Here is a 25,904-nt window from a genome sequence, read left to right as displayed (position 1 = left end):
GTCGTGGCGAGGGCGTTTCAGGTGGCCGCTGGACCGATCGTTTGCTTGCGGTGCAGGCATGGTTGGCGGGCTTCGCCGTGTGGCTGGCGAGTGTCGGCTGTGTGGATCTTGGTGCGTTGGATGACCCGAAATCCACACAGTTGTGCAGTGACCGGAACGGAACATCCCCACGAGTCTCAGTGGCACCGACAGTCACAACGGGGGCGCGTGAAAGTCCCCTTTCCTCGACTCAGCTGAGGAAACTCGACCTTCACACCTTCCGAGTACATGAAGGACCCCTTCCTGTACCTAGGCGCAAGGAAGGGGTCCTTCATGTACTTCGAGCGGGCGAAGGTGGGGCTCGCGAGCGTTCTGTCGTGAGATGAGGGCACGCAGGTGCCCAAGCAGGCCGCCAGAACACGCTCCCTTGACCCACGGTCGTCCCCCGGGCATGCCGAGGGGCCCGTCGCCGGTGTGGCTGGCGGGCTCCTCGGGTCACATGTGGTGGAGGGTGTTGCGGCGGGGTTGTCGGAGCGGATCTCGGTATTGGGGCGGGATGAACTCCGGTAACCCATCGGCGGCCATTCGGACTTCCCAGTCGCCGTGGTGGATCAGGCGGTGGTGGAATCCGCACAGCAGCACGAGATTCCGGAGATCCGTGGGGCCTCCGTCTGCCCAGTGATGAATGTGGTGTGCGTGACAGTTCTTCGGCCGCCGATGACAGCCAGGGAACGCGCAGCCGCCATCGCGGATGTTCAACGCTCGTCGCTGGCCGGGGGTCACGAACCGTCGCAACCGTCCCACATCCAGCGGCTCACCGGCGGCGCTCATCACGACCGGCAGCATCAGACAGTCGCAGGCGGCGAGCCGGGCCTCGCGAGCCGTCATGGTCCCGACAAAGTCCAAGCAGGCGGTCCCGAGACCGGACTTCAACTCGTCGAGCCCGATCGTGACATGCAGCAGAGTGCGATAGCCACTGGTCCCAGGCTGATCCGGGCAGGCGATCGCCAAGTCGAGAATGTCGACCCACGCATCACCCATGCGCTCGCACTTCATCCGCAGATCCGCCCGGCCGAACTCGTCCACCGGCCGCGGCGCCGCGTACGCCTCGAGCGCGGCCGCGGTGCGAGCACCGGTCTCGTCATCGAGGAGGCCGGTGAGTTTCCAGAAGCCGTCTTTGCGGCGCTCCAGCGTGATCTCCCGGCGCGGCTGAGCGGGTTCGGGATCCTTCGGCTCATTGCCGTCCGGATCGAGCCACGCGAGCAGGTTCGCTTCGGCGTCCGCGAGTTGGCGAGGACCCGCGTCACGGGCGAGGTCGGCGAGGATCTTCTCCGCACTCGCCCGATCCTCAACAGAGGTATCGGCCGGGAGCTTCTTCAAGATCCCCAGGATCTGGTCGATCCGCTCATCCCCGACCAACCCCTCCGCGGCGACAGCAGCGGTCGCCGGGGCAACGGCCGGAACCTCCGTGCCGTCCAGAGCACGCGTGGGATTCAGGGCGATCGCCCGATTCACCACCGCACCCGCCTCACCAACCGACAACCCCGCTACATCAGCGAACCAGTTCGCCGTACGGCCATACCCGTACAAGTCTTTGACACCACGAGACTCGACCTCCGCCAAGAACCGCCCCAAACCGGCGGTGGCCATCCTGATCACCTGCAACGACTGCTGCACACCACGAGCAAGCTCCAGCTTGCCGGCACGCCACAGTTCCTGCGGCAACTCGGGAAGGAAAGTATCGGACACCGCACAAGAATACCCCAAACAATCGAACAATCGTTCGTAATTTTAAGCAACAATGAACGAGCGAATTTACCACTGGCGGGTGATTTGGGGGCGTGAACAAAGAAGCAAGTAGCCGACGAATTGCGAAGAAGCCTGGATCACGAAGCTCAGCGAGCGGGCTTAAAGGACAGTCCGGAATTCGAGGCGGCCAGCCGGTTCAGCAGGCGGATCCGTCCGTGGTTGGGGACCGAGCGGATCGGGTGCCCGGCGAGGCCCCAGTGCCCGAGAAGGGTGTTCGCCGCGGTCCAGCCGGTGTCGGCCTCGCGTCGGGCTGACAGGTTTCCGCGATCACCCGGCCGGGTAAGCGCAGGCTGTGCGCATTGTGATCACCGGGGCGACCGGAAACGTCGGGACGGCGCTGCTCGACGCCCTCGAATCCGGCGACGACGACCTGATCGGCGTGGCGAGGCGGCTGCCCGACACCACGGCCGAGCCGTATCGCGCGGCGGGCTGGTCGGCCATGGACCTCGGGGACGACGTCGGCCGCGCGAAGCTGACCGAGCTGGTGGAGGGAGCGGACGCGGTCGTCCATCTCGCTTGGGCGATCTCACCGGAGCGCGCGGATCCGCCGATGTGGCGGACCAACGATCACGGGACCCGCAACGTGCTCGCCGCGGTGGCGTCGGCCGGGGTGCCGCATCTGGTCGTCCTGTCGTCCGTCGCCGCCTACGGGCCGGCGCCGCGGTGGGAGAAGGTCACCGAGGATTGGCCGTGCGACGGCGTCGCGACCAGTGCGTACAGTCGGGGCAAAGCCGGGCTGGAGGCCTTGCTCGACCGGTTCGAGGAGACCCATCCCGGGACCGGGGTGGCGAGGTTGCGGCCGTGCGCGATCCTGCAGCGACAGGCGGCGGGGGAGTTCGAGCGCTGGCTGCTGGGCCCGGCCGTACCCGCCGGTGTCGTGGGCCGCCGATGGCTGCCTGTCCCGCTGTGGGCGGACCTGCGGGCGCAGGCGGTGCACAGCGCCGACGTCGCCGAAGCGATCCGGCTGGTGCTTGAGAAGCGCTTCACCGGTGCGGTGAATCTCGCCGCCCCGGGTGTGCTCGACGCCGACGCGCTGGCCGGTCTGCTCGGAGGCATGCGCCTCCCGGCGCCGCGAGCACTCGTCCGGGTGGCCGCGCACGCCGCCTGGCGAACGGGCGCCTTCCCGCTGCACCCCGGTTGGCTGGATCTCGCCGACCGCGCGCCGCTCGTGGACACCACGCTCGCCGAGACCGTGCTGGGCTGGGAACCTCGGTACGACGCCGCCGGCGTGGTCGCGGAACTGGTCGCCGGACTGCGGTCGGGTAAAGGCGCCGCGAGTCCGCCGCTCGCCCCACCGCGGGGGCACGGCTTGCTGCGACGGCTCCGCTCGCTCGCCCGTGGCAGGCCCAGCCACCAATCGCAATCCTGACGATCGGGAGGCTCGGATGAGCACGGAAGTCTTCGACGCGGTCGTCATCGGCGCCGGCCACAACGGCCTGGTCGCGGCGAACCTCCTGGCCGACGAAGGCTGGTCGGTCCTGGTGCTGGAGCAGGCGGAGAAGCCGGGCGGCGCGGTGCGGACCGACGAAGTCACCGCGCCAGGGTTCCGGAACGACCTCTGCAGCGCGTTCTTCCCGCTCACCGCGGTATCGCCGGTGATGCGGGGACTGCGCCTCGAGGACCACGGGTTGAGCTGGCGGCACGCTCCCGAAGTGCTCGCGCACGTGCTGCCCGACGATCGGTGCGCGGTGCTCTCACGGGACATCGAGCGGACGGCGGCGTCGGCCGACGAGTTCGCGCCGGGCGACGGCGCCGCGTGGCGAAGCTTGTTCGCGCAGTGGCAGGACCTTCGCGAGCCGCTGCTGAACGCGTTGTTCACGCCGTTCCCGCCGGTGCGCCCGGCCGTGCGGCTGCTGCGGCGGACGGGGACCGCGGAAGCACTGCGGCTGGCTCGGATGCTCACGTTGCCCGCCCGCCGGCTGGGAGAAGAGCATTTCGACGGCGAGGGTGCCCGATTGCTGTTGGCCGGGAACGCCGCGCACAGCGATATTTCCGTGGACAACGCGGGCAGTGCGGTCTTCGGCTGGCTGCTCGCGATGATCGGGCAGGACGTCGGCTTTCCCGTGCCTGCCGGCGGAGCCGGTGAGCTGGTCGCGGCACTGGTGCGACGGCTGGCCGCCCGCGGCGGCGAGGTCCGATGCCGTTGTCCCGCAACGGAAGTGCTCGTCGCGGGCGGGCGGGCGATGGGCGTGCGAGACGGCGACGGCAACCCGATCCGGGCCCGCAAGGCGGTGCTCGCGGACGTCCCGGCGCCGACGTTGTACGGCGAGATGGTCCAGCGGGATTGGCTTCCCTCACGGCTGCTCGCCGATCTCGGCCGGTTCCAATGGGACAGTGCCACGGTGAAGGTGGATTGGGCGTTGTCCGGTCCCGTCCCGTGGACGGCCGAAGGCGCTCGCGGGGCGGGCACCATCCACCTCGGAGCGGATTTGGACGGCCTGTCGGCGTTCGGCGGCGACCTGGTCCGCGGCCGGAGCCCGCGGCATCCGTTCCTGCTGTTCGGGCAGATGACGACGAGCGACCCGCACCGGTCGCCGCCCGGGACCGAGGCGGCGTGGGCGTACACCCACGTTCCCCGCGGGCTGATGGAGAACCGGGAGGCGCTCGACCGGCAGGTCGCGCGGATCGAAAAGACGGTCGAGGCGAACGCGCCCGGGTTCACCGACCTGATCCAGGGCCGGTACGTGCAGGGTCCGCTCGAACTGGCGGCCCACGATCCCGGCCTGGTCGGGGGCGCGATCAGCGGCGGGACCACGGCCATCCACCAGCAGCTGTTCTTCCGCCCCGTCCCCGGCCTCGGCCGCGCGGACACGCCGGTGGACCGGTTGTTCCTTGCGGGCGCGTCGGCGCATCCGGGAGGCGCGGTCCACGGCGGCCCCGGCGCCAACGCGGCCCGCGCCGCGCTGGCCAGGGCGGGAGTGCTCGGCAAGGGCTACGCGGCGGTGATCGCCGCGGCGAACCGGGCGGTCTACCGCTGAGCGCCCTTGCGGCCGGTGTACTTCCCGGTCGCCAGATCCGCCAAGCGGGCGAGGGCCTCGGTGTTGCGCGGCTTGGCGACGAGCGCCTGAACCGCCTCGGGCAGCACCTTGGCGGGACCACGCACGACGCTTTCCCGCATTCGGACCTCGGTCTTGGCTTCGCCGTGGGGGAGGAGCGTGACCTCGACCGCCGCCGCGCCGAGCGGCCAGCCCCTCGCCTCCAGCGACAGGGAAACGCCGGGCTCGACCGCCTTCACGACCGTGACGTCCTGGATGTGCACGGGCCACGGTCCGACGCTGTGGTGGATCCGCGAACCGACAGCAGGCCAGTCCTCGTCGACATCACGGATATGGGAGCTGCCGACGACCCAGCTCGCGTACGACCAGCCGTCGGCGAGCACGGCGAAAACGGCGTCCGGCGGCACGTCGACGACACGACTGACTTCGCTCACGGCGTCCTCCTGTTCTGAGTGGCACCGCATGGGTACCCCGCCGGAGCGACTTGAAGCCTGTGAGATGTCGTCCCATCAGTCACGCGAATCCGCACCGCGACAGCGCGTGAAGGCTCAGCCGAGGAAACTCGACCTTCACGCCTTTCCGAGTACATGAAGGCCCCCTTGCTTGCGCCTAGTGTCCCGAGTCGGAAGTTCATGTGGTAATTCGGGTGGTGCCGAAGGACCTTGTTTCTTGTTTCGTGCGGTGAAGATGCTGTCGGCTGAGGCCGTGAGCATTTCGCTGACTTCAAGGTAGCCAGAGGCCTTCATGGCGAGGTTCCGGACCGGCCACGGGAGTGCCGGGGGTCACGCCTGACCAGGGACGAAGGCTTCCTTCGCCGCATCAGACGCGGCGAAGGGAGCCTTTAGCCCACCGCCACCCTCACCCACGAACAAGACACGTTCGACCTTCTCCTCAATAGAGCTCATTACCACTCAGGACCTCCGCGCAATACCCAAAATGGAAAATATTGCCTGCCCGGCGTCCCTTGTGGACGGTCAAGAGCCTCATCTTCACCTCATGACCCCCGGACCAGGCGCGAAACGGCCGGATGTCGATACGGATTTACGGCGCGAACTTCCGGTGCAGGACACTAGGTACAGGAAGGGGGCCTTCATGTACCTAGAACGCCGCCCTGCCCCGGCCGACAGTGTCCAGACGTCGTTCTCGGGCTAGATGTTCTTGCAGTAGTTGTACAGAAATGTGCCGCCGGGGGAGGGGTTGTCCTGGGTGATCCAGATGCAGCCGGTGTACACCGGCTTCCAGAGGCCTCCCCAGCTGGTGTTCGCGTACAACCAGTGCCACTGGCCGTCAGCGGGGACAAGGCTGTAGCCGCTGCCGCCCGCGATCTGTGCTCCGGCGGAGTCGTAGAACGCGGTGACGGCCCAGACATGTCGGGCATGGCCGCAGTAGGCATGGAAGCCACCTGTGGAGCCCCAGTTGTCGAAGTTGAACTGCACGTTCGCTGTATGACAGTCCGCCAGTGCCGTCGCGCGGGTCTGGGCGGCGTTCGCCGGTGTCGTCCCGATGGTCAGACAACCCGCGAATAGGGCGATCGCTGCGAAAAACTTGCGCATGGTCTGCCTCGACTCGTTGTTGTTCGGTTTTAGCTGAATTCGGAGCGTCCCACTCCGCGACCACGAACGGTTGGACGGTTGTTCCGTCACAAGGGCGGTAGTTCCTGCCCTTGTGGCCACCTGTGTGCCGGTTATCGCCCGCACGGGCCTTGTTCACGTCCTGGTCACCTGGGTGTGCCGTTACTTTCGGGTAACTTGTCACTCGGTGACTTCATAGTGGGCTGTCCGATTCGCTCCAGGGAAGGAACACTTTGATGGCTCAGGCCTCCAGAGCCCGCGTCGTCGTCGGCGGTCTCGTGCTGATCACGGCATTCGCCACGGTCTTGCCCCCTTCGGCCGTGGCCGCTGATGCTCTGCCCAGCGTGAAGCCGACGACCGAAACCCCCGCCGTGTACGACGACGAAGCAGGCGGCAACGCGGACGCTGACGACCCGGCGATCTGGCGTAACCCTGCGGCTCCGGAACGCAGCCTCGTCGTCGCCACGGTCAAGGAGGGCGGTCTGCGCGTTTACAACCTCGACGGCCGCGAAGTGCAGTCGGTACCGGCGCCGAAAGCGCCCGGCCCGGATGATGCCCCCGGCCGGTTCAACAACGTCGACCTCGTGCACCGTATGAAGGTCGGCTCCGGTGTGAGCGATCTGGCCGTCGCCAGTGATCGCGGCCGTGACCGGCTGCGGATCTACCGCATCGACGGCGGCAAGTCCGGTGCCCCTCTCACCGACGTCACCGATCCGTCGGCGCCGGCGATCTTCTCCTCGTCGCAGGAGGAGATCAACGAGCAGCGCACCGCTTATGGCCTCGCCACGTGGACCGATCCCTCCAGCGGCCGCTCGTATGCGGTGGTCAGTCAGCGGGAACGTACCGCTCTCAGCCTGCTGGAGTTGACCGCGGGCCCCGGAGGCACGGTCACCTACCGCAAGGTGCGCACCCTCGCGTTGCCGTCCGAGTTCAGGCTGCCGAACGGCAAGTCGTGGACTCCGTGCGGTGAACCGGGTGAACTGCCCCAGGTCGAAGGTATGGTCGTCGATCCCGCGACCGGCACCCTCTATGCCGGGCAGGAGGATGTCGGTATCTGGCGGGTGGAAGCCGACCTCGAAGGCACTCCGAAGCTCATCGACAAGGTCCGCGAATACGGCATCCCCGGAACCTACGACGAGGCGACCGAGGAATGCGTACCCGGACCCGACCCTGGCTACGGTGGCACGCGCCTGTCGGCCGACGTCGAAGGCCTCACCCTGCTCAAGCAGAAAGACGGTGACGGGTACCTGCTCGCTTCCAGCCAGGGGGACGACACCTTCGCCGCCTACGACCGCGAACTCAGCGACGACAACGAGTACGAAGGCGGCTTCCGGGTGACCGCCGCGTCCGCGACCCTCGACGGCACCGAGGAAAGCGACGGCGCCGCCGTCCTCAACGAGCCACTCGGAAGCAAGTACCCGAATGGCCTGCTCGTCGTCCAGGACGGTGACGACAAGCCGGGAGAGCCGGGCCGGGACGCCACGAACTTCAAGTTCATCGACCTCGGACGCGTACTCGACGCCCTCGACGACTGACCGGACTCGCCCGAGCGGCGAGACTGGCCATGATCCGGTGCTCTCATGCCGAAGAGTGGAGGTCTTGGCCGGTTACGGCTCCGGTGGCCTGGTTCCGCGGGGGACCGGCCACCGGCAGCGTGACCGTCACGATCAGGCCGCCGCCGTCACGAGGCTGTGCGTACACGTGGCCGCCGTGGGCGTCGGCCACCGTACGCACGATCGACAGGCCGAGCCCGGCACCCATCCGGGCGGCCTGCCGGTCCGTCGTGAGCCGCCGGAACGGCTCGAACAGGCCTGGCAGTTCATAAGGCGGCATTACCGGCCCTGTATTGGTCACCACCAGCTCGACCAGCCCGTCCGGCCGGGTGTCGCTGGTGACCCTGACCCAGCCGTCCGGCACGTTGTAGCGCACGCCGTTCTCCACCAGGTTCTGCACGAGTCGTTCGAGCAGGACCGCGTTGCCCATGGTCGGTGCTTCGTCGGCGGACGCGGTCACGGCCGGATGTTGTGCGGCCACGTGCGAAACGACGTCTGCTAGGTCCACATAGGACAGTTCGCCCAGCTCGCGGTCCGATTTGGCCAGCGTGAGCAGGCCATCGATCAGCCGCTCGTGCCTGCCGTTGATCTCCAGCAGTGTCTCGCCGAGTTGGCGGACCTCCACCGAGGCATCGCGACGCTCCACCGCGACTTCGAGCAGTGTGCGGTTGAGCGTCAATGGGGTGCGTAGCTCGTGGGAGGCGTTGGCGATGAACCGCCGCTGCCCGTCGAAGGAGCGGTCCAGCCGTTCGAGCATCAGGTCGAACGTGTCCGCGAGCCGCTTGACCTCGTCCGGCGGCCCGTCGAGGGCGATGCGTTCGTGCAGGCCGCGGTCGCGGCCGGGGGAGTCGGCGATGCGCCGCGCGGCGCGGGTCATCCGGTCGATCGGCTGCAGCATCCGGCCGGCGATGAGCCAGCCGATCGCGATCGCCGCGGCCGCGACCAGGCCGAGTGCGAGGCCGCCCTGGACGAGCAGAGCAGTGAGCGCGTCGGTCCGGGTTTCCTCGGCGACCTCGTTCAGGGCGTCGGCCTCTGGCGTGAAAGTGCCCTTGATCACGGTGGTCGATTCGCGGTTGGACAGCTGCCTGGACACCAGCACGTACGTCGCACCGAGCAACAGGATGCCGGCGAGCAGGAACAAACCGCCGTACACGAGCGTCAGGCGGGTCCGGATGGTCAGGCGTTTCACGGAATGCGGTACCCCGCTCCCGGCTCGGTCACGATGACGGGTGGGGCGCCGAGCTTGCGGCGCAGCTTGAGGATCGCCATCCGCACGGTGTGGGTGAAGGGGTCGGCGTGCTCGTCCCATGCCTTCTCCAGGAGTTGCTCGGTGGACACCGCGCCGCCGTCGGCGCGCAGCAGTTCGGCGAGGACCGCGAACTCCTTTCGGGACAGCGGGACGTAGCGGCCGTCGCGATACACCTCGCGGCGGTGCGGGTCGAGCCGGATTCCCGCTCGGGCGAGCACCGGCGGCGCGGCCGGCCGGGAGCGACGGCCCAGTGCGGTCACCCGCGCGGCCAGTTCACGGAACGCGAACGGCTTGGGCAGGTAGTCGTCGGCGCCGAGGGCGAGGCCGGCGACCCGGTCGTCGACGTCGGCGGCGGCGGTCAGCATCAGCACCCGGGTCTCGCCGCCGCGGGCGACGAGCATCCGGCACACCTCGTCGCCATGGATGACCGGCAGGTCCCGGTCGAGCACCACCACGTCATAGTCGTTGACGCCGGTCCGCTCCAGCGCGGCGGCGCCGTCGTGCACCACGTCCACCGCGTGTGTGTCCGCCCGCAGCCCTTCGGCCACCGCGTCCGCGAGGAGTGGCTCGTCCTCGACCACCAAGATCCGCATCGGTCCATGGTGCGCACGGTCGTGTCACTTCCGCGTCAACGTTTCCGGAGACGGCCGAGTGACATCACGCTCGCTGTACTTCGCCGCATGAAACGACTTATGTGCGTGCTCGCGTCGTTGCTGCTCGTCGGACTCGCCGGCTGCTCGTCGGCCACCGATTCCGGCGCGGCCACGGCGGAGGACAAGCAGGCGGGGCTGAAGTTCGCCCAGTGCATGCGGGAGAACGGTGTGCCGGACTTCGAGGATCCGTCGTTCGACGAGAACGGCGAGATGGAGCTGCGCTTCCCGCCGGGCACCGACCCGAACGCGGTGAAGCCGACGCAAGAGAAGTGCAAGAGCCACCTGCCCAACGGCGGTGAGCCGGAGAAGATGAACGCGGAGGATGTGAAGAAGTTCCAGGCGTACGCCAAATGCATGCGGGAGAACGGCATGCCGGACTACCCGGACCCGGACGCGGAGGGGCGCAGCCGGTTCGAGAGCGGTAAGGAGCCGGACCCGAACGACCCAGACCTCAAGACGGCGCACGCGAAGTGCGGCGAGCACCTGCCGGGCGGCGGTGGGGGTCTCGTGATCATGGGGGGTGGCAAATGAGGCGGCGCGGGGTCGGCCGGGTGGTGATCGTGCTCGTCGCCGTGCTCGCCACCGGAGCCGCGGTCACGGCCGCGACCGGCTTCTGGGGTGGTGAGAAGCCTGCCGAGACCGGCGCGGATCTGCCCGCGGCGACCGCGAAGGTGACCAGACAGACGCTTGTCGACACGCGGACCGAAAACGGCGAGCTCGGCCACGGCGCCCCGGTCGAGGTGATCGGCAAGCTCGCCGGGACGTTGACCGCGTTGCCTGCCGTCGGGCTCACGGTGGAGCGTGGGCAGGCGATCTACTGGGTCGACGACACGCCGGTCGTGCTGCTGTACGGCACGCTGCCGGTTTATCGTCCGCTCGGGCCGGACACCGAGGGCACCGACGTGGAGCAGTTCGAGAACAACCTCGCCGCGCTCGGCTACCGCGGGTTCACGGCGGACAGGAAGTACACCGCGCAGACGGCCACCGCGGTGAAGAAGTGGCAGAAGGACCTCGGCCTGCCGGAGACCGGCACGATCGAGCAGGGCCGGGTCCACTACGCGGCCGGGCCGGTGCGGGTGGACGGCCATAAGGCGGCCGTCGGCGCTGACGTCGCGCCGGACGCGCCTCTGCTCTCCCACACCGGGTCGGCGCGGCTGATCACGGTCGAACTGGGCGTGGCCGACAAGCGGCTCGCGGTGAAGGCCGCCCCGGTGACCGTCATACTGCCGGACGACAGGACCACGCCGGGCTCGATCACCGGCACCGCGACCGTCCTCGTCCCCGCCAGTGGGACCCCCGGCAGCCAGGCGACGACCATCATCGAGGTCACCGTCGCGGTCGCCGACCAGAACGCGCTCACCGGGCTCGACGAGGCGTCCGTGAAGGTCGTGTTCAGCGCCTCGCGGCGAGAGAACGTGCTGACCGTGCCGGTGGCCGCGCTGCTCGCGCGGTCCGAGGGCGGGTACGGCGTCGAGGTCGTGAACGGGACGGCCACCAAGATCGTCGCGGTGGAGACCGGACTGTTCTCCGGCGGCCGTGTCGAGATCTCCGGCGAAGGGCTGGACGAGGGCATGACGGTGGGGATGCCGTCATGAGCGGGGCGATCGTGGAACTGGACGGGGTCGGCAAGTCCTACGCCGGCGGGGTCGCCGCGCTGCGCGACGTGTCGCTGTCCGTGGGGTACGGCGAGCTGGTCGCGATCGTCGGGCCGTCCGGGTCGGGCAAGTCGACCATGCTGCACCTGATCGGCACACTCGACCGGCCGTCGGCGGGCACGGTACGGATCGACGGCCACGACATCGCGGCCTTGACCGACCGGCAGCTGTCCGCGTTGCGGGCCACCCGGATCGGGTTCGTGTTCCAGCAGTTCCACCTCACACCCGGACAGTCCGCTGTGGACAACGTGGCGGACGGCCTGCTGTACGGGGGCGTGCCTGCCCGCGAACGGGCGCGGCGGGCCGAGACGGCGCTGATCCGCGTCGGCCTCGCCGAACGGCTCGACCACCGGCCGCACGAGTTGTCCGGTGGGGAGCGGCAGCGGGTGGCGATCGCCCGAGCGGTCGTCGGCGAGCCGGCGCTGCTGCTGGCCGACGAGCCGACCGGGAACCTGGACTCCGCTTCCGGTGCGGGCGTGCTGGACCTGCTGTGGGAACTGCACGAGGGCGGCACCACGGTCCTGGTGATCACGCACGACCGGGAGATCGCCGGCAGCCTGCCCAGCCAGATCCGGCTGCGTGACGGGGTGGTGGTGTGATGCTGTCGCCAGCGCGCCTTCGCCCGCGTGACGTGCTCCGTGTCGGGGGCGCCGGCCTGCGGACCCGCCCACTGCGGGTTTTCCTTTCCGCGCTGGGCATCGCGATCGGGATCGCCGCGATGATCGCGGTGGTGGGGGTGTCGTCGTCGAGCCGCGCCGAGCTGGACCGGCAACTCGCCGCGCTCGGCACGAACCTGCTCACCGTCGCGCCCGGCAACACGATGACGGGTGGCACCTCCACGCTGCCGGCCGAGTCCGTCGACATGATCCGCCGCATCGAGCGGGTACAGCAGGTGGCGGCGCTCGGCGAGGTGCCGGACACGAAGGTGTACCGCACGGACCGGATCCCGGAGGTCGAGACCAGGGGCCTGTCGGTTCAGGCCGCACACCTCGACCTGCCGGAGACAGTGGGCGTGACAGTGGCCGACGGCACGTGGCTGAACGCGGCCACTGCCGAACACCCGGCCGTGGTGCTCGGCTCGCAGGCCGCGTCGCTGCTCGGCGTCAGCTCGGCACGCGAGGGTGTCCAGGTCCATCTCGGTGGCCAGTGGTTCACCGTGGTCGGCATTCTCGACACGGCACTGCTCGCGCCCAAGCTGGACACCGCCGCACTGGTCGGCTGGCAGGCCGCGGAGTCCTATTTGGACTTCGATGGTCACCCGACGACCGTCTACACGCGAGCGCCCGACGCGTCCGTCGAAGCGATGCGCGGCGTGCTCGCCGCGACCGCGAACCCTCAGGCGCCCAACGAGGTCCGGGTGTCCCGCCCGTCCGACGCGCTGGCCGCCCGCCAGGCGGCCGACCGCGCGTTCACGGGGTTGCTGCTGGGACTCGGTGCGGTGGCGCTACTGGTCGGCGGGGTCGGGGTGGCCAACACGATGGTGATCTCCGTGCTGGAGCGGCGTGCCGAGATCGGCTTGCGCCGCTCACTCGGCGCCACCCGCGGCCAGGTTCGGCTCCAGTTCGTGGCCGAGTCACTGCTGCTGTCCGCACTCGGCGGTGTCGGCGGGGTGCTGCTCGGCGTCGCGGCCACTGGCGGGTACGCGGCCACCCAGAACTGGCCGACCGTAGTGCCGGCGTGGGCGATGCTCGGCGGCGTCGCCGCGACACTGGTGATCGGTGCGCTCGCCGGCCTCTACCCGGCCATCCGCGCCGCCCGCCTGCCACCGACCGAGGCGCTCGCAACGCCATGAGCCATTCCGGCGCCGGTGGCCGGGGTTACGGGACCCGGCCACCGGCGCATCGGTTGATCTGCCGTACTCGGCGCAAGTTCCCAAGCTCAACGATTTCGACTGGACCTCCACCAAGGTTCAGGTATGAGAATGAGCCCATGACGACATCGATGACCGACACGCCGACGCGGTGGATCCGCCAGTACGCGCATCCCCTGGTCACCTCCGATCCCGAAGGGTCACTCGCCGATCTGGAGCCACTGCGCGGAATGGTGCGTGACTCGAATCTGGTCGTGCTCGGGGTTTCGGCCCGCGACACCCGCGAGCTCTCCGTTGTTTCCCATCGGATAGTGAGGTTTCTTGTCGAGGAACTGGGATTCCGTTCTCTTGTGCTCGAAGGTGACGACGTCACGAGCATCGCGCTCGACGAGTACGTGCGAACCGGAATCGGCGACCCTCGAGCGTTGCTGGCCGGTGCCAGGTCATTCTGGCGAACCAGGGAACTCCTTGACGTCGTCGGCTGGATGCGTCGCCACAATGAGCGAAACCCGGCAGACCCGGTCCGCATCGCCAACATGGCCGGGATGTCGTCGGAGGTGGCGTCTCTACCAGGCGATCTCGCCGACATCGAACGGTTGCTGGCCGAGAATACGATCCGGTGGCACGAACACACCGGACACAAGATCATCTATTGGGGTGGCATGGCGCATATGGTGAACGGCAGGACGCGCGCCGTCTCCACCGAAGCGCCGCAGGAGGTCCATCGCAGTGCGGGCAGCTACCTCAGGGAGCATTTCGGCTCCGGGCACCTTTCGGTGGGGCTGACCTTTCACCACGGGTCGGCGTCCTACGCCGTCCCCGCGCCGCCGGCCGGGTTCGCCGAGGCCACACTGGGAAGTACCGGCATGGACGCCTATCTGCTGGATCTTCGTGCCACGAGCCCTGAACCGGTCCGGACATGGCTGAGCCGACCGGCGAAGACCCGCTTGGTCGGCCCTGCCTACGACCCCGCCGACGATGACGTCCACCACCTCTCCGGTGGTTCGCTCGCCGAATGGTTCGACGTCATCGTTCACTCCCAAGAGGTGTCCCCGGCCTCTCCGCTCGACGTCTGAGACCAGCCGCCGCAGCCGGACTATTGAGGGGTAAGGCAAAGGTGTCGGGTGGCGGGGATTCGCTCGCGGCCGTGGGGCGGCGGTGTCGCGAAAGCCACTTTCGCGACCCCAGGCGTCGCGAAAGTGGCTTTCGCGACGCATCCCGACCATGGGTCTCAGCGACAGCACCGGCGTGGCGAAAGACCCTTCCTCGCTACCGCACCCTGCACCCGACGTTGCGAAAGCCACTTTCGCAACCTCCCAACTTCGCCTTACCCCTCAATAACCCGCGTATTTGGACGCCGGACACCCGAATGCGGCATCCAAACACGCGAATTACGTGTCCAAGCACGCAAGTCACGGCTTCGCTCCACCCGCACCCGGGACGAACGGGCTCGCACCACAGACCCAGGAGCGAAGGCGTCCTTCACCGCATCGGACGCGGCGAAGGACGCCTTCACCTCACCGCCGGCCTCACCCCACGACCACGCCACCCTTGACTTACCCCTCGATAATTTCCTTGCGAGCTCAAGGCCCCGGGCGTGTCCGGCCAACGGATTGCTTCTTGCTCATGCGCAGGATCAAGGCGACCGCGTCCTCCGAGTGGGCCCCCGGCGTCAGGACCTCTTGGAGGAGCAGGCCACGGATCGCGGCGATGGTGACGGTGGCCACGGTCAGCGCTTCCTCGGCGTCGAGCCCTTCGCGTTCCGCGAGCGAGGCCAGCATCTTGGTCAGGTCGTCGAGCGAGTCGATGAACTCACGAAAGTCCTGTGGGCTGTACGCGGCCAGTCCTACGACGTGAAAGAAGCTGCGGACACGCGACAGTTGCTCCGGCCGGGTGTAGGTCCGCCAGATCGCCGCGACGAGGTCGTCGAAGGTGCCCTGCCGGGCGGCCTCGAAGAGCGCCTCGTTGTCCCGAGATCGCTGTGCCGTGAGCATGGCCGCCAAGACGCCCGAGAGTGACCCGAAGTGGTATCGCAGGAGAGCGTGGCTGGTCTCGGCCCGGGCGGCGATCTCGCGGAGCGACACCTCCGGTGAGGGAAGTGCCTCGTCGAAGGCGTCGAGAAGCCGAGCCAGGAGACGCTCGCGTGCATCGCCTTTGCGTTCCGTGCTTGACAAGATCACTCCCACAGTTTATCCATTGGAAAAGAAGCACTGATGACGCCGTGTCGCCTCGCACATGGTCGCAGTCGGCTCGCAACGGTGGAGGGAACGACTCGTGGGACGTGTTCAGGTAGTCGGCGCGGCGGTCGTCGACGGATCGGGTCGCGACCCGGTCAACGTCGACGTCGGCATCGAAGACGGGCATATCACCCAGGTCGGGGCAGCCGGCGCACGCGGCGAACGCCTTGACGCCGACGGGCTGACGATGACGCCCGGCCTGATCGACGCTCACGTCCACTTGGGCCTGTCGAGCCCGATCGGGCCGCAGTTCTCGTTTGGGATAAGCGCCGCCGAGATCGCGGCGGACATCTTCGCCACGGCCGGTGCGACGCTCGATGCCGGCTTCACGACCGTTCGCGACACCGGCGGGGTCGACGGCGGACTCGTCACGACGATCGCGAAGGGCAAGGTCAGGGGGCCACGTGTCCTGTCGTGCGGACCGGTTCAGTGCCAGATCGGTGGGCACGGCTACTACGGAGCCGACTGGGAACCCACCGAGCTGTGGAGCAGCCACCACCTACCCGGTCTGTGCGCCCTGTCGACGATGTCCGGCAACGCGGACGAGCTGCGGGCCAACGTGCGCGAGGCCTTCCGTCGCGGAGCCTCCTTCCTGAAGCTCTGCGTGACCGGCGGAGTGGTCGGCGCCCACGACCGGCTGACCGACACCCAGTTCACCGTCGAGGAGATCGCCGTCGCCGTCCAGGAAGCCGCGGCCCGGGGCACCTACGTGACGGTTCACGCCCACAACAGCGACGGCATCCGGAACGCGGTCGAGGCCGGGGCGCGCTGTGTCGAGCACGGCACCGACCTCGACGAGTCCACGGCCGCCCTGATGGCCACTCGCGACGTCGCCCTCGTGCCCACGTTCGCCGTCGTCGAGCAACTGCTGCACGACACCGCCGGAGCCGGCCTCGGCGAGTCGACCCGCGATCGGGTGCTGGGTGTTCGTGAGCGGATGGCCGAAGCGCTCGCTGTCGCCAAGGAGGCCGGGGTGCGGATCGGGCTGGGTTCCGATCTCATCGGCCCGGCCCAGAGCCGCCGAGGCGAAGAGCTCAGGTTGCGCGCAGAGCTCGAGACGCCGATGGAAGCCCTCGTGGCAGCCACCAAGACCAACGCCGAGATCCTCGGCCTGTCCGGCCAAATCGGGGTCATCGCTCCCGGCGCGCAGGCTGACCTCGTGTTGTGGAACGGCAACCCGGTGGAAGACCCGGAGCTGTTCGCTGATCCCGCCAATGCCGTCCTCGTTCTCAAGGCCGGCCGAGTTGTGAAGGACCTTCGATGAGCACGATATGGCAGGGCTGCCTCGCCGACACCGACTATTTCGAGCTGCGCTCCAGCGGAGGGCACGACTACGGCGTCTGGGTCACCACACCGCCGGGTTACGACCCCGCCACGACGCAAGCGCCTGCCGTGTACGTGCTCGACGGCAACTGGGCCGTGGGCCTGACGGCTCCGCTCATCGTCACCCAGGCGGACCCCATGCAACAGATACAGCCCTACATCCAGGTCAGCGTCGGCTACGCGGGCGAGGACGCACAGCACTGGGATCGGCTGCGCAACAGGGACCTCGTGCCACCCGGCGAGCCCATCGCCAAGGAGCTCATCGACGCCGTGGAGATGGGAGTTCGAGCGGGCGCGAGGACACGCGAAGAATCCGACGCCTACCTCGCCGAATTGCGCGACACCCGCGCCGATGCGTTCCTGGGCTTCCTCACCGCGGAACTGCACCCGCGGATCGAACGCGATTACGGTACGGCCGCCAGCGGTCACGGCCTCTTCGGCTACTCCTACGGCGGACTCTTCAGTCTCTACACCTGGCTCACCGGAAGCACTCTCTTCGAAAGCATCGGAGCGGGCAGCCCCGGTGTCGTCAGTGAAGACAGTCAGGTCTTCGCGCTGCTCGACGAAATGGGCGACAGTCTGCCTGCCGCCAAGCTTCACCTGACCATCAACGACCGAGAGCTTCTGGGAGACCTGGCCGTCTACCAGAACCTCACGAAGAGCGCGGCCACCGTCCTGCACCGCTTGACCGCTCGCGGCGCGGCCGTCACCAGCGCGGTCCTGCGCGAAACGCACGTGACCGGCCTGCAGGCGTCGTTCCTCAGTTACCTCAGGACCAGCCGTGCCCGGTAAGCGCCCGAATGCCGATGTGGTCGTGATCGGGGCAGGGGTGATCGGTTCGTCGATCGCCCTTGAGCTCGCGCGGGCGGGGCACCGGGTGCTCGTGCTCGATCGAGCCCCAGGAGCCGGACAGGGGTCGACCTCGGCATCGAGTGCGATCGTTCGGTTCAACTTCTCCACCACCGCCGGGGTGGCGACGGCGTGGGAGGCGCATTTCGGCTGGCTCGACTGGGCCGGCCACCTCGGGCACGATGTCGGCGACCTCGCGACGTTCCGCAAGAGTGGGCTGGTCATGCTGGACGTCGAGGCGGCCCCGCGTACGTCGTGGCTTCCGTTGTTCGATGCGATCGGTGTTCCCTACGAGGAATGGGACAGCGCGACCTTGGCCGAGCGCGTTCCAGGTATCGACGCCGGTCGCTATTGGCCGCCGAAGCGGCTCGACGACGAGGACTTCTGGGAGGACGCGAAACACTCGCTCGGCGGCGTGTACACCCCGGATGCCGGTTACGTCTCGGACCCGGGCCTCGCCGCCGTGAACCTCGCCTCCGCGGCCTCGTCGTGTGGGGCGAAGTTCCGCTTTCGCAGCACGGTGACAGCGGTGGAGAAGGCCGGCGGGCGCGTGACGTCGGTGCGACTGTCGGACGGCACCCGGATTCCCTGTGCCGTCGTGGTCAACGCGGCCGGTCCGTGGTCGGGCGCGGTGAATCGGCTGGCCGGGGTGGGTTCCGACTTCACGGTCGGTGTGCGCCCGATGAGGCAGGAAGTTGCGCACGTGCCGGTTTCGGAGGGCTATGCGGGGCCAGTGGTGGCGGACATGGATCTGGGCACTTATTTCCGCGGTGAAGGAGGAGCGGGCCTGCTCGTCGGCGGAACGGAACCGGAGTGTGATCCGATGCAGTGGACCGACGACCCCGACGCCGTCGACATCCACCCGACGGCCGCGGTCTTCGAGGCTCAGGTGACGCGGGCCGCGCGGCGCTTGCCCGACCTGGCGGTGCCCAACCGGGCGCGTGGCGTGGTGGGCGTCTATGACGTCGCCGACGATTGGACTCCGATCTACGACCGCACCGAACTCGATGGTTTTTACCTCGCGATCGGAACGAGCGGCAACCAGTTCAAGAACGCGCCGGTCGTGGGGCAGCTGATGACGGAGCTGATCGACCAGGTGGAGAACGGCGTCGACCACGACGCGTCGCCCGTCCGGTTCCGGGCCCCGCACACCGGCCTGGAGATCGACCTGGGTGCGTTCTCTCGTAAGCGCAGCCGGAACACCGCGAACTCGGGCACGGTGCTGGGCTGAGCGTCTCCTGCCGGTAGGGTCGCGGCGTGATGGCCAACCCCGGTGCCGGGTTTTCCTCGGAACGCGGCGATGGACGTGGCCGCATCCGATAGGCCCGCGTTGGCTCATTTGCGGCGAGATCGGTTTCGATGATTCCGAGGACGACGTCCCGTTGGCGGTGGCTCCAAAAGGGCTCGGTAAGCGCGGATCCGGTTGAAGCGGTCCACCTCGGTGCGGAGTCGCACCACGACACCGGCGGGTATTGTCGTTGCGCATTGTGTGTGGGGGGAACGAGGTGGCGTTGAGCGCGGTGACGGAGTTCGATGCGCTGCACAGCACGCTACGGAGGCGTGTCGAGGGCGGAGATGGCCACGAGGTTGTAGCTGATCTCGCCGCTGTGCTGGCGATGGCGCGGGCGGGGTTCGATGAGGATCCGGGCTTGTGGGTGATGCGGCTGCGTATGGCGCAGCGGGATGTCGAGCGTGTTCCCGCGAACGCGCGGCTGAAGACGGACAGCGAGGACGCGACGCGCGCGATCATCGCGTATGCGCGGGCGGGGGCAGCCGAGGATCCTGCGCGACGGGACCTGCTCGGTACCACCCTGAACAACTACTCCATGCAGCTCGAAGCGGAGCAGCGGCTCGAGGAGAGCATCGTCTTCGCGTCCGAGTGTCTTGACCTTTTGCGCACTGAGTCGGCAAGCAGCGAGCTCGCGCATGCGCGAACGCGTCTTGCGGAGCTTCGCCTCAGGGTCGGGGACCACGCCGGGGCTCTCGCGCTTGCCGAGGAGCTCGTCGACGCCGCGCACCGGAAGGGCGAGAATCCGGCGGAGGGTCCCAGTGGTTTGCCTTCGTGGTTGCGGCTCCGGGCGCGGGCGCACGCGGCGCTGGGCCGGGAGGTCGAGGCCCGCGCTGATTTCGAATCCTCGCTCGACTGGGAACGCGCTCGCGTTCGCGCCGGAAAGTTCCTCGCCCACCTCGATCTCGCCGACGCCCTCGACGAGTACGCCGAGCTCCTCAGCGGTCTGGGCGCGGCGGACGACGCTCGCGCGGCGGCGGTGTCGGCGGCCGAGACACGCGAGAAGCGCCACGACTGACGGAATATCGCTCCACCTGCCCTGTGGCCCGCTTTCGCCAGCGCGGAGAAGCCCTGCTATTGAGGGGTAAGTCGAACGTGTCGTGGCGTGGGGACGGCTGTGGACTCGGTGGCCGGTCGTGAAGGCGTGACTCGCGTGCTTAGGGACGTAACTCGCGTGCTTGAGGACGTCACTCGCGTGTCTGGATGCCGCACTCGGGAGTTCCGTCTCTGAACACGCGAGTTACGTCTGTAAACACGCGAGATCCGGGTCTGAGCACGCGAGTGCGGTGTCGGGTCGCTCAGAGCCGTCTCGCCCGAGACACGACACGTTTGCCTTACCCCTCAATAACCGGCCGCTCCCGGCGGAAACACGCTTTTCGCCGGGAGCGGATACCGATCCTGCGCGCTCAGGTGTTGTAGTTGATGGTCTTGCCGGACGCCAGGTCGCCGGAGTAGCACCAGATGGTGCTCTTCTGCAGTCCCGGGTGCGCCCAGATCCCGGTGCGCGGGTAGGTGTTGGATTGTCCCGGCTTGCGGCAGTCGATTCTGATCCGGAAGGTACCGGTGCCGCCGGTGCACGTGGCCTCCGCGCCGGTCCCGTTCGTGATGTACTGCGACGAGCACCCGGTGGGCGCGGCGGTCGCTACCCCCGGTGCCGCGACAGCGGCGCCTGCGATGAGGAGCGCGCCCACGCCCAAGAGCCTGGTTGTCCGGTTCATCATGGAAACTCCCTGGATTCGGTGTCCGATGTCGGCTAGATCATGGCAGTGCTCGCCGCGCCGGCGCCGCAGTTTCCTGAAACGACTCATCGTCGACCGGCACGCACAGACACCGACCCGGTTCCCGAAGGCTTTGTTTTCTCTTTTTTTCGCAGACGTTTACGACATTTGGCGTGCCGCTGAACGGCGATCGCCAGACATTTCGGTGCTCGATCGCACTGAACACCACACCGGAGCCAATGCCTCATTGCGATGGCTTCTCAGCTCCAGGCGAACAGGTCCTGCGTGAGGTTCATCGCCGCGAAGAGGTGATCGCGGGACGTTTCGAGTGCCCGGCGCAACCGGGCCAGGTCCGCGTCGAGCAGCTGCCCTTTCCACTTGCGCACCTTGCCGGCGACGATCACCGTCTCGACGTTGGTGCGGTCCATCAGCGACACGATCGCTCCCGGCACGCTGTTGAGCGGGGCCACGTTGAGTGCGGTGGCGTCGAGCAGGACGAGGTCGGCTTCCTTGCCGGGCGTCAGGGTGCCGGTCTTGCCGTCGAGTCTGAGGTGCTTGGCACCATTGACGGTCGCGTATCGCAGCACATCGCGGACGGTGAGCAGGTCGGGCGTGCCCGAGGCCGGCTTCGGCCAGTTGTTCGGCGGTACGAGGTCGCCTTGGTCCAGGATCATCTGATTGACGATCATGCGCTGCATGGTCATCGCGGAGCGCATCTGTGTGAACGGGTCCGCGGCCATCGTCGTCTCGACGTCGGAGCTCAGTGAGGGCTCCATGCCGAGTTGCTGCATCTTGAGGATGGGCGGCGTGCCGTGCCGCATGCTCATCTCGATCGGGAAGGCCAGCGAGACCTGCGCGCCGGCGTCCCGCAACCGTAGCCAGGTCTGGTCGGACATGCCGGTCATGTGGATGAACAGGTTGTCAGGCCCCACCTCGACCCCGGCGGCGCCCTGGGCGAGGTCGTCGAAGACCGGCCGCATGCCCCACGAGCCGACGGAGTGCGCGGCGATCTTGAGACCTAGCTCGCGGGCGATCGCCCAGGCGCGGGTGTACACCTGACGGCCGAGGTGGAGCTCCCCGCCCATGACCATGCTCACCAGTTGGTCGCTCGAGGAGAACCACCGGTCCTTGATGCGGTAGGCGTCCTGTGGATACCGGGCTCCCGTGCGGCCGTCGCCCTCGAAGAACCCGAACGCCGAACGCCGCCCGGTGTCGACAAGCGCCTGGATCGCCGCATCGGTGTGCTCTGGAGAGTGGTGGATCTGCGACACGTCCAGCACCGTCGTGACACCGGTGTCGAGCTGCGAAAGCCCTGCGAACAACGAGTTGATGTAGACGTCTTCCGGCCGGTAGGCCTGCGCGAAACCCCGCAGGATGTGCTCACCGTAGTTCGGGTACGCGCTCGGCGAGCCCGAGTGATCGTCGAGGAGCAGACCGTTGGCGAGAAACGCACGCTCCGCGGTCTCGAACAGGTGGTGGTGCGTGTCGACGAAGCCCGGCAGCACGATGCGCCCCCCGCGCGTCGATCACGCCGGAGTGCGGGGCGTGGATGCCTGGCCGGATCTCGACGATCTTGCTGCCCTCGACCAGAACGTCGGCGGACGCGAAGTTGCCGACGTTCGGGTCCATGGACATCACCGCGCCGCCACGGATGACGTAGCTGCGTCCCCGCTGCCCGCTGTCCTTCGGCGGCCGTCCACCGGCATGTGCCTCGGCAGCGGCGGCCGGGCCTGCCGTGAACAAGCTCGTTCCCGCGGCCACCGTGGCCGTCTTCAGAAAGTCGCGCCGCCCGGTTCGCGGAGCGATCCGCTCACCATCGTCACGTCGTTCGGTCATGGTTTGCCTTCCTGCGTGGAATGGCAGTGAGTTGATGTGTCAACCGAAGGCTACGCCGGGGAGTTGATTTGTCAACTCGCGGGATATAGTGACGCCATGAAGCAGCAGGGATTGACCGGACACGAACTCCGCGCGTGGCGGGTGTCCTTTCAGATGCTGGAGCTGCTGCGGACACGCATCGAGCAGCAGCTCCAGGCCAGCAGTGGCCTGTCCAACGCCGATTACACCGTGCTCGCGTTGCTGTCCGAGGCGCCGGATGGGCGGATGCGCGCCTACGAGCTCGGCCGGGTGGCCGGCTGGGAGAAGAGCCGCATGCACCACCAGCTCACCCGGATGTGCAAGCGAGGCTTGGTCACGCGGGAACGATGCGGCTCGCGCGGCATGGAGGCGGTGATCACGGCGAAAGGCCTCACCGCGCTCAAGCAAGCCGCGCCCAGTCACGCCCAGGAGGTCCGGCGCCTTGTCATCGACCGGCTCACGCCTGAAGAACTCGACCAGTTCGCCGACATCGCCACCACTATCCTCGAGAACCTGCGAGCGGACCAGCCGCCCGTCTAGCGGCGTAGGCCGGGCACGTGGATTCCGTAGCAGGCGCGGTCGACCGGATGGTCCAGCGTGGATGCGACCTCGTCGAGCTGATCGAGTTCCTCCGAGCACACGAAACGTTCCGGCTGTCTCCGCTGACCCTCATGCGGATCCTGGATCACGCGGTGGGGATCCCATGGAAGACCACCCTGCACGAGTTCGGGTCGATGTTCGATCCCGACCTCCGCCCCCTCACCTCACAGACGGAGATCGAAGCCCGCTGGCAAGCCGTCCTCCACGCGCGACGGAATGGACTTAATCCTCCTGCAGAAGCTGTCGCAGTAGATCCGGGGTGAACGGAATCCTGGGTTGTATCTGAACAAACCGTTCGACTTGCCATCGCTTTGTTCGAACCGCCTGTTTGGACTCCACCTGAACCCAAGGCGCGTAGACCCTCATCGCACGTTTACCCCCTTTCCCTTCGACCGACATGATGCCGCGACGCACCAGTTCCCGGCTGTTGAATATGAAGAGCCCGCGATGATCCTTGGTGAAGGCCGCGATGACGATCGAGCTGATCGAGTCAGTGGTATCGAACGGTGCGATCTCACTGTCCGGGTCGGCTCTCGTCCAAATCGTCACGAACTGTCCGACCTTGGTAGGCGTTGTTTTGGCGACACGGAACGCGATACTTCGATCGTCGACAGCAAGTCGGCATGCGCCGTATTCCGCACTCTCGACTTCCCGGACGGCGGGACGAGTCACCGCGAGTCCTGAATCTTCGAACACTTCACGAACCGACTCGACCAGTTGAACAGGAACGCCGCCGAGTGCCGGATCGGTGGCCCATCGATGAGCGGCGCCGTCGCCGGTCTCGTCGATCGTCACACCTGGAAGATCCGTCAAGAGCACACTCCTTGGCTTGAGAACGAATTCGAGACAGCCCCCCGTATCGTGACATCGAGCCTGCGGCACGTCTGCCGCGGTGACGGCAGGGTGAAGAAGGGCCGGGTCAAGGCCCCGGCTGGTGCGCGAAGCGTGGAGCTGCCGCCGAGCATCGCGGTCCTGTGACGGGCGAAGGTCACCCGCCGGCGCTGCCGCACCGGTCGCCTTGATGCGCCCGAAGTCGGCCATCGCCGGTGCGTTGCCGAGCGAACGTCGATGTCGTTTGTGCCGGGTCAGCGGGCGGCACGGTACAGCTGGGTGGGAAGAAGAAACCGGCCGACGGCGAAGTGGTGGTGAAAGCTGACAGTCGACGGGAAGGATCCACATGTCAGAGGCGGACCTATGACAGCGAGAACGGGTGACCAGGTGACCGAGGCCGACCTGGCCGCCCGGTTGCCGCGGGACCCGGAACTGTTCACCGAAGTGCACGATCGCTACTTCGCGGCCATCTATCGATATGTGGCAGGCCGGCTGGACGCCCAAACCGCGGAGGACATCGCCGCGGAGACGTTCCTCGTCGCGTTCGACCGGCGCGGCACGTACGACGCCGAACGTGGTGATGTGCGGGTCTGGCTGTTCGGCATCGCCACGAATCTGGTGTCCAGGCACCGCCGCCGGGAGGCTCGCCACTATCGGGCGCTGGCACGGGTGAGCGTCGCACCAGTGGTCGAGGGGCACGAGAGCAGGGTGGTCGCGTCGGTGGCCGCCCGGCGGCTGCTTCCTCAACTCGCGAACGCGCTGTCGCGGCTGTCCGCCGGGGAACGGGACGTGTTGCTGCTCGTGGCGCTCGGCCAGCTCGGGTACGAGGAAGTGGCCGCGGCGCTCGGTATCTCCTCCGGCACGGTGGGTTCCCGGCTCAACCGTGCACGCAAGAAGCTCAACTTCGTTCTCACCCCGGAGGCACTCGATGAATGACCTGCAGACGCTTCGCGCCGCGCTGACCCCGGAGGAGCCGTCCCAGGACGTGGTCGACCGCAGTCGGCACCAGCTCCAGAACCGGATTCGCGGTGGCCGGGCCGCCCGGCGGCGGACCGGATGGCTGGTCGCGGGGGCCGGGCTCACGGCGGCGGCCGCGGCCGCCGCCGTGGCGATCGCGGTCATGCCTGCCGCACCGGTCGACGGTCCGCCGGTACAAACGTTCAGTGGGCAGGAGATCCTGCTCGCGGCCGCCACCGCCGCTGAGCGTTCCCCCGAGGGCACTGGTACCTACTGGCACGTGAAGGTGGCCGAGGCGGACGGCGCTGCCGCTTCGACTGACTACGAGTACTGGATCAAGCCGGACGGTCAGTTGTGGATGCGGGGGGCGAAGACGGGCGGCAAGGTCATGCCGTTGAAGGCGAATTCGGCCACCCCGTTCTCGCTGGTCGCAGTCGATCTGACGCTCGAGCAGTTGCGTGCCCTGCCGACGGACCCGGACGCGTTGAAGGCCTGGATCGCCGAGGCCCACGAGCGCAGCGACGCCAGGACGAGCGCGGGCGAGTTCACCGCGAGCGACCGGGAACAAGCCAGCTTCCAGTCGTTGATCTCACTGGTGTCCACACTGCCTGCCACGCCGGAGGTGCGGGCCGCGGCCTTCCGAGCGATCGCCAACCATCCAGGTGTCGAAAACCTCGGCACGGTGCCGGGCGGGCATGGCCTGTTGCTGCCAACGGGGGAGCGGCTCGTCGTCGATCCGGCGACCGGACGGGTGAACGGAACGTCGGTCTTCGTCACCATGGACGGGGCGGTGTACAAGGTGGCGAACCCCGCCGGCGTCAAGATCAACGCCGAGTGGACTGACACCCTGCCCGCGTAGCGGATCGGTGGCCGGGAGCGTGTCCCGCTCCCGGCCATTTCCGCGCCCCGGGTGCGCATGAGTCGACGTCGCCACTCACGACCCCCTCACGCCGGGCCAGACCACCACCAGCC

General features: G+C 68.0%; 24 protein-coding genes and 1 pseudogene. 15 read left to right on the top strand and 10 right to left on the bottom strand.

All coding sequences use genetic code 11. The features are described from left to right. Positions 1 to 474: 474 nt before the first annotated feature. Positions 475 to 1,728 (bottom strand): DUF222 domain-containing protein, encoded by a 1,254-nt coding sequence (locus ACLJO0_RS29600; RefSeq protein WP_410581960.1) that lies wholly within the window; start codon positions 1,726 to 1,728, stop codon positions 475 to 477. Positions 1,729 to 2,080: 352 nt separating this feature from the next. Between ACLJO0_RS29600 and ACLJO0_RS29595 the strand changes: the two genes are divergently transcribed. Both ACLJO0_RS29595 and ACLJO0_RS29590 read left to right on the top strand, forming a co-directional pair. Further along, a complete protein-coding gene (locus ACLJO0_RS29595; RefSeq protein ID WP_410581958.1) occupies positions 2,081 to 3,157 on the top strand; it encodes an NAD-dependent epimerase/dehydratase family protein in 1,077 nt (358 codons plus the stop codon). A 16-nt stretch (positions 3,158 to 3,173) separates the two neighbouring features. Then, positions 3,174 to 4,766 carry a phytoene desaturase family protein gene (locus ACLJO0_RS29590; RefSeq protein WP_410581956.1) on the top strand — a complete coding sequence of 531 codons (1,593 nt, stop codon included), beginning with the start codon at positions 3,174 to 3,176 and terminating at the stop codon, positions 4,764 to 4,766. Here ACLJO0_RS29590 and ACLJO0_RS29585 read toward each other — a convergent pair. Continuing rightward, positions 4,757 to 5,218 (bottom strand): SRPBCC family protein, encoded by a 462-nt coding sequence (locus ACLJO0_RS29585; RefSeq protein WP_410581955.1) that lies wholly within the window; start codon positions 5,216 to 5,218, stop codon positions 4,757 to 4,759. The genes ACLJO0_RS29590 and ACLJO0_RS29585 overlap by 10 nt on opposite strands. Before the next feature lie 714 nt (positions 5,219 to 5,932). Continuing rightward, on the bottom strand, positions 5,933 to 6,337 hold the full coding sequence (locus ACLJO0_RS29580; protein WP_410581953.1) for a hypothetical protein: 405 nt from the start codon (positions 6,335 to 6,337) through the stop codon (positions 5,933 to 5,935). Positions 6,338 to 6,591: 254 nt separating this feature from the next. Between ACLJO0_RS29580 and ACLJO0_RS29575 the strand changes: the two genes are divergently transcribed. Further along, the gene (locus ACLJO0_RS29575; protein WP_410581952.1) at positions 6,592 to 7,890 is read left to right on the top strand and encodes a phytase; all 1,299 of its coding nucleotides are present in this window, start codon (positions 6,592 to 6,594) and stop codon (positions 7,888 to 7,890) included. Between the two features lie 43 nt (positions 7,891 to 7,933). Here ACLJO0_RS29575 and ACLJO0_RS29570 read toward each other — a convergent pair whose 3' ends face one another. Continuing rightward, complete coding sequence (locus ACLJO0_RS29570) at positions 7,934 to 9,097, bottom strand: sensor histidine kinase (protein ID WP_410581951.1); 1,164 nt, start codon at positions 9,095 to 9,097, stop codon at positions 7,934 to 7,936. Continuing rightward, the gene (locus ACLJO0_RS29565) at positions 9,094 to 9,750 is read right to left on the bottom strand and encodes a response regulator transcription factor (RefSeq protein ID WP_410581950.1); all 657 of its coding nucleotides are present in this window, start codon (positions 9,748 to 9,750) and stop codon (positions 9,094 to 9,096) included. The genes ACLJO0_RS29570 and ACLJO0_RS29565 overlap by 4 nt, the downstream gene beginning before the upstream one ends. 87 nt (positions 9,751 to 9,837) lie before the next feature. On the opposite strand from ACLJO0_RS29565, the gene ACLJO0_RS29560 reads away from it, so the two are divergent. The 5 genes from ACLJO0_RS29560 (at position 9,838) to ACLJO0_RS29540 (ending at position 14,351) form a co-directional block, all read left to right on the top strand. Then, positions 9,838 to 10,341, top strand: coding sequence for a hypothetical protein (locus ACLJO0_RS29560; protein WP_410581948.1), 504 nt, complete (start codon positions 9,838 to 9,840; stop codon positions 10,339 to 10,341). Next, positions 10,338 to 11,405 carry a peptidoglycan-binding protein gene (locus ACLJO0_RS29555; RefSeq protein ID WP_410581946.1) on the top strand — a complete coding sequence of 356 codons (1,068 nt, stop codon included), beginning with the start codon at positions 10,338 to 10,340 and terminating at the stop codon, positions 11,403 to 11,405. The genes ACLJO0_RS29560 and ACLJO0_RS29555 overlap by 4 nt, the downstream gene beginning before the upstream one ends. After that, positions 11,402 to 12,064 (top strand): ABC transporter ATP-binding protein, encoded by a 663-nt coding sequence (locus ACLJO0_RS29550; RefSeq protein WP_410581945.1) that lies wholly within the window; start codon positions 11,402 to 11,404, stop codon positions 12,062 to 12,064. Before ACLJO0_RS29555 ends, ACLJO0_RS29550 begins: the two co-directional genes overlap by 4 nt. Continuing rightward, the gene (locus ACLJO0_RS29545; protein ID WP_410581943.1) at positions 12,064 to 13,257 is read left to right on the top strand and encodes an ABC transporter permease; all 1,194 of its coding nucleotides are present in this window, start codon (positions 12,064 to 12,066) and stop codon (positions 13,255 to 13,257) included. Before ACLJO0_RS29550 ends, ACLJO0_RS29545 begins: the two co-directional genes overlap by 1 nt. 137 nt (positions 13,258 to 13,394) lie before the next feature. Then, a complete protein-coding gene (locus tag ACLJO0_RS29540; protein ID WP_410581942.1) occupies positions 13,395 to 14,351 on the top strand; it encodes an erythromycin esterase family protein in 957 nt (318 codons plus the stop codon). A 507-nt stretch (positions 14,352 to 14,858) separates the two neighbouring features. Here the strand turns inward: ACLJO0_RS29540 and ACLJO0_RS29535 are convergent. Continuing rightward, on the bottom strand, positions 14,859 to 15,455 hold the full coding sequence (locus ACLJO0_RS29535; RefSeq protein ID WP_410581940.1) for a TetR/AcrR family transcriptional regulator: 597 nt from the start codon (positions 15,453 to 15,455) through the stop codon (positions 14,859 to 14,861). A 94-nt stretch (positions 15,456 to 15,549) separates the two neighbouring features. Between ACLJO0_RS29535 and ACLJO0_RS29530 the strand changes: the two genes are divergently transcribed. The 4 genes from ACLJO0_RS29530 to ACLJO0_RS29515 all read left to right on the top strand — a co-directional run bounded on the left by ACLJO0_RS29530 (position 15,550) and on the right by ACLJO0_RS29515 (position 19,990). Continuing rightward, positions 15,550 to 16,776 carry an amidohydrolase family protein gene (locus tag ACLJO0_RS29530; protein ID WP_410581938.1) on the top strand — a complete coding sequence of 409 codons (1,227 nt, stop codon included), beginning with the start codon at positions 15,550 to 15,552 and terminating at the stop codon, positions 16,774 to 16,776. Further along, positions 16,773 to 17,627 (top strand): alpha/beta hydrolase, encoded by an 855-nt coding sequence (locus ACLJO0_RS29525; protein ID WP_410581937.1) that lies wholly within the window; start codon positions 16,773 to 16,775, stop codon positions 17,625 to 17,627. Before ACLJO0_RS29530 ends, ACLJO0_RS29525 begins: the two co-directional genes overlap by 4 nt. After that, positions 17,617 to 18,915 carry an NAD(P)/FAD-dependent oxidoreductase gene (locus tag ACLJO0_RS29520; RefSeq protein WP_410581935.1) on the top strand — a complete coding sequence of 433 codons (1,299 nt, stop codon included), beginning with the start codon at positions 17,617 to 17,619 and terminating at the stop codon, positions 18,913 to 18,915. The genes ACLJO0_RS29525 and ACLJO0_RS29520 overlap by 11 nt, the downstream gene beginning before the upstream one ends. Positions 18,916 to 19,195: 280 nt before the next feature. Further along, a complete protein-coding gene (locus ACLJO0_RS29515; protein WP_410581934.1) occupies positions 19,196 to 19,990 on the top strand; it encodes a hypothetical protein in 795 nt (264 codons plus the stop codon). 388 nt (positions 19,991 to 20,378) lie between these two features. On the opposite strand, the gene ACLJO0_RS29510 is transcribed toward ACLJO0_RS29515, so the two are convergent. The 3 genes and pseudogenes from ACLJO0_RS29510 to ACLJO0_RS29500 form a co-directional block, all read right to left on the bottom strand. Beyond that, positions 20,379 to 20,693 (bottom strand): hypothetical protein, encoded by a 315-nt coding sequence (locus tag ACLJO0_RS29510; protein WP_410581932.1) that lies wholly within the window; start codon positions 20,691 to 20,693, stop codon positions 20,379 to 20,381. Between the two features lie 257 nt (positions 20,694 to 20,950). Continuing rightward, positions 20,951 to 22,195, bottom strand: a complete 1,245-nt coding sequence (locus tag ACLJO0_RS29505) for an amidohydrolase family protein (protein WP_410581930.1) — start codon at positions 22,193 to 22,195, stop codon at positions 20,951 to 20,953. A 244-nt stretch (positions 22,196 to 22,439) separates the two neighbouring features. Continuing rightward, positions 22,440 to 22,526: pseudogene (locus ACLJO0_RS29500) on the bottom strand (twin-arginine translocation signal domain-containing protein); the annotation flags it as partial. Between the two features lie 96 nt (positions 22,527 to 22,622). Between ACLJO0_RS29500 and ACLJO0_RS29495 the strand changes: the two are divergent. After that, complete coding sequence (locus tag ACLJO0_RS29495) at positions 22,623 to 23,084, top strand: MarR family winged helix-turn-helix transcriptional regulator (RefSeq protein ID WP_199749225.1); 462 nt, start codon at positions 22,623 to 22,625, stop codon at positions 23,082 to 23,084. 282 nt (positions 23,085 to 23,366) lie between these two features. On the opposite strand, the gene ACLJO0_RS29490 is transcribed toward ACLJO0_RS29495, so the two are convergent. Continuing rightward, positions 23,367 to 23,939, bottom strand: coding sequence for a MepB family protein (locus tag ACLJO0_RS29490; RefSeq protein ID WP_410581928.1), 573 nt, complete (start codon positions 23,937 to 23,939; stop codon positions 23,367 to 23,369). 399 nt (positions 23,940 to 24,338) lie between these two features. On the opposite strand from ACLJO0_RS29490, the gene ACLJO0_RS29485 reads away from it, so the two are divergent. Together ACLJO0_RS29485 and ACLJO0_RS29480 are read left to right on the top strand one after the other, a co-directional pair. Next, entirely contained in the window at positions 24,339 to 24,911 is a 573-nt protein-coding gene (locus tag ACLJO0_RS29485; RefSeq protein WP_410581927.1) for an RNA polymerase sigma factor, read from the top strand. Then, positions 24,904 to 25,791: a CU044_5270 family protein gene (locus ACLJO0_RS29480; protein WP_410581925.1), complete on the top strand. Its 888-nt coding sequence runs from the start codon at positions 24,904 to 24,906 to the stop codon at positions 25,789 to 25,791. The genes ACLJO0_RS29485 and ACLJO0_RS29480 overlap by 8 nt, the downstream gene beginning before the upstream one ends. The last annotated feature ends 113 nt before the right edge of the window (positions 25,792 to 25,904 follow it).

The sequence above is a fragment of the Amycolatopsis sp. lyj-108 genome, from assembly GCF_046549005.1.
In the GTDB taxonomy this organism is placed as follows: Bacteria; Actinomycetota; Actinomycetes; order Mycobacteriales; family Pseudonocardiaceae; genus Amycolatopsis.
The sequence above is the reverse complement of the archived record's forward strand: the minus strand, read 5'-3'. Positions and strand labels throughout refer to the sequence as shown.

What these genes read in the sequence shown, in the direction of transcription:
- ACLJO0_RS29590 (WP_410581956.1), top strand. Translation starts at nt 3,174, where the DNA reads ATGAGCACGGAAGTCTTCGACGCGGTCGTCATCGGCGCCGGCCACAAC.
- ACLJO0_RS29565 (WP_410581950.1), bottom strand. Translation starts at nt 9,750, where the DNA reads ATGCGGATCTTGGTGGTCGAGGACGAGCCACTCCTCGCGGACGCGGTG.
- ACLJO0_RS29495 (WP_199749225.1), top strand. Translation starts at nt 22,623, where the DNA reads ATGAAGCAGCAGGGATTGACCGGACACGAACTCCGCGCGTGGCGGGTG.
- ACLJO0_RS29480 (WP_410581925.1), top strand. Translation starts at nt 24,904, where the DNA reads ATGAATGACCTGCAGACGCTTCGCGCCGCGCTGACCCCGGAGGAGCCG.
- ACLJO0_RS29550 (WP_410581945.1), top strand. Translation starts at nt 11,402, where the DNA reads ATGAGCGGGGCGATCGTGGAACTGGACGGGGTCGGCAAGTCCTACGCC.
- ACLJO0_RS29525 (WP_410581937.1), top strand. Translation starts at nt 16,773, where the DNA reads ATGAGCACGATATGGCAGGGCTGCCTCGCCGACACCGACTATTTCGAG.
- ACLJO0_RS29555 (WP_410581946.1), top strand. Translation starts at nt 10,338, where the DNA reads ATGAGGCGGCGCGGGGTCGGCCGGGTGGTGATCGTGCTCGTCGCCGTG.
- ACLJO0_RS29540 (WP_410581942.1), top strand. Translation starts at nt 13,395, where the DNA reads ATGACGACATCGATGACCGACACGCCGACGCGGTGGATCCGCCAGTAC.
- ACLJO0_RS29575 (WP_410581952.1), top strand. Translation starts at nt 6,592, where the DNA reads ATGGCTCAGGCCTCCAGAGCCCGCGTCGTCGTCGGCGGTCTCGTGCTG.
- ACLJO0_RS29485 (WP_410581927.1), top strand. Translation starts at nt 24,339, where the DNA reads ATGACAGCGAGAACGGGTGACCAGGTGACCGAGGCCGACCTGGCCGCC.
- ACLJO0_RS29560 (WP_410581948.1), top strand. Translation starts at nt 9,838, where the DNA reads ATGAAACGACTTATGTGCGTGCTCGCGTCGTTGCTGCTCGTCGGACTC.
- ACLJO0_RS29580 (WP_410581953.1), bottom strand. Translation starts at nt 6,337, where the DNA reads ATGCGCAAGTTTTTCGCAGCGATCGCCCTATTCGCGGGTTGTCTGACC.
- ACLJO0_RS29545 (WP_410581943.1), top strand. Translation starts at nt 12,064, where the DNA reads ATGCTGTCGCCAGCGCGCCTTCGCCCGCGTGACGTGCTCCGTGTCGGG.
- ACLJO0_RS29510 (WP_410581932.1), bottom strand. Translation starts at nt 20,693, where the DNA reads ATGATGAACCGGACAACCAGGCTCTTGGGCGTGGGCGCGCTCCTCATC.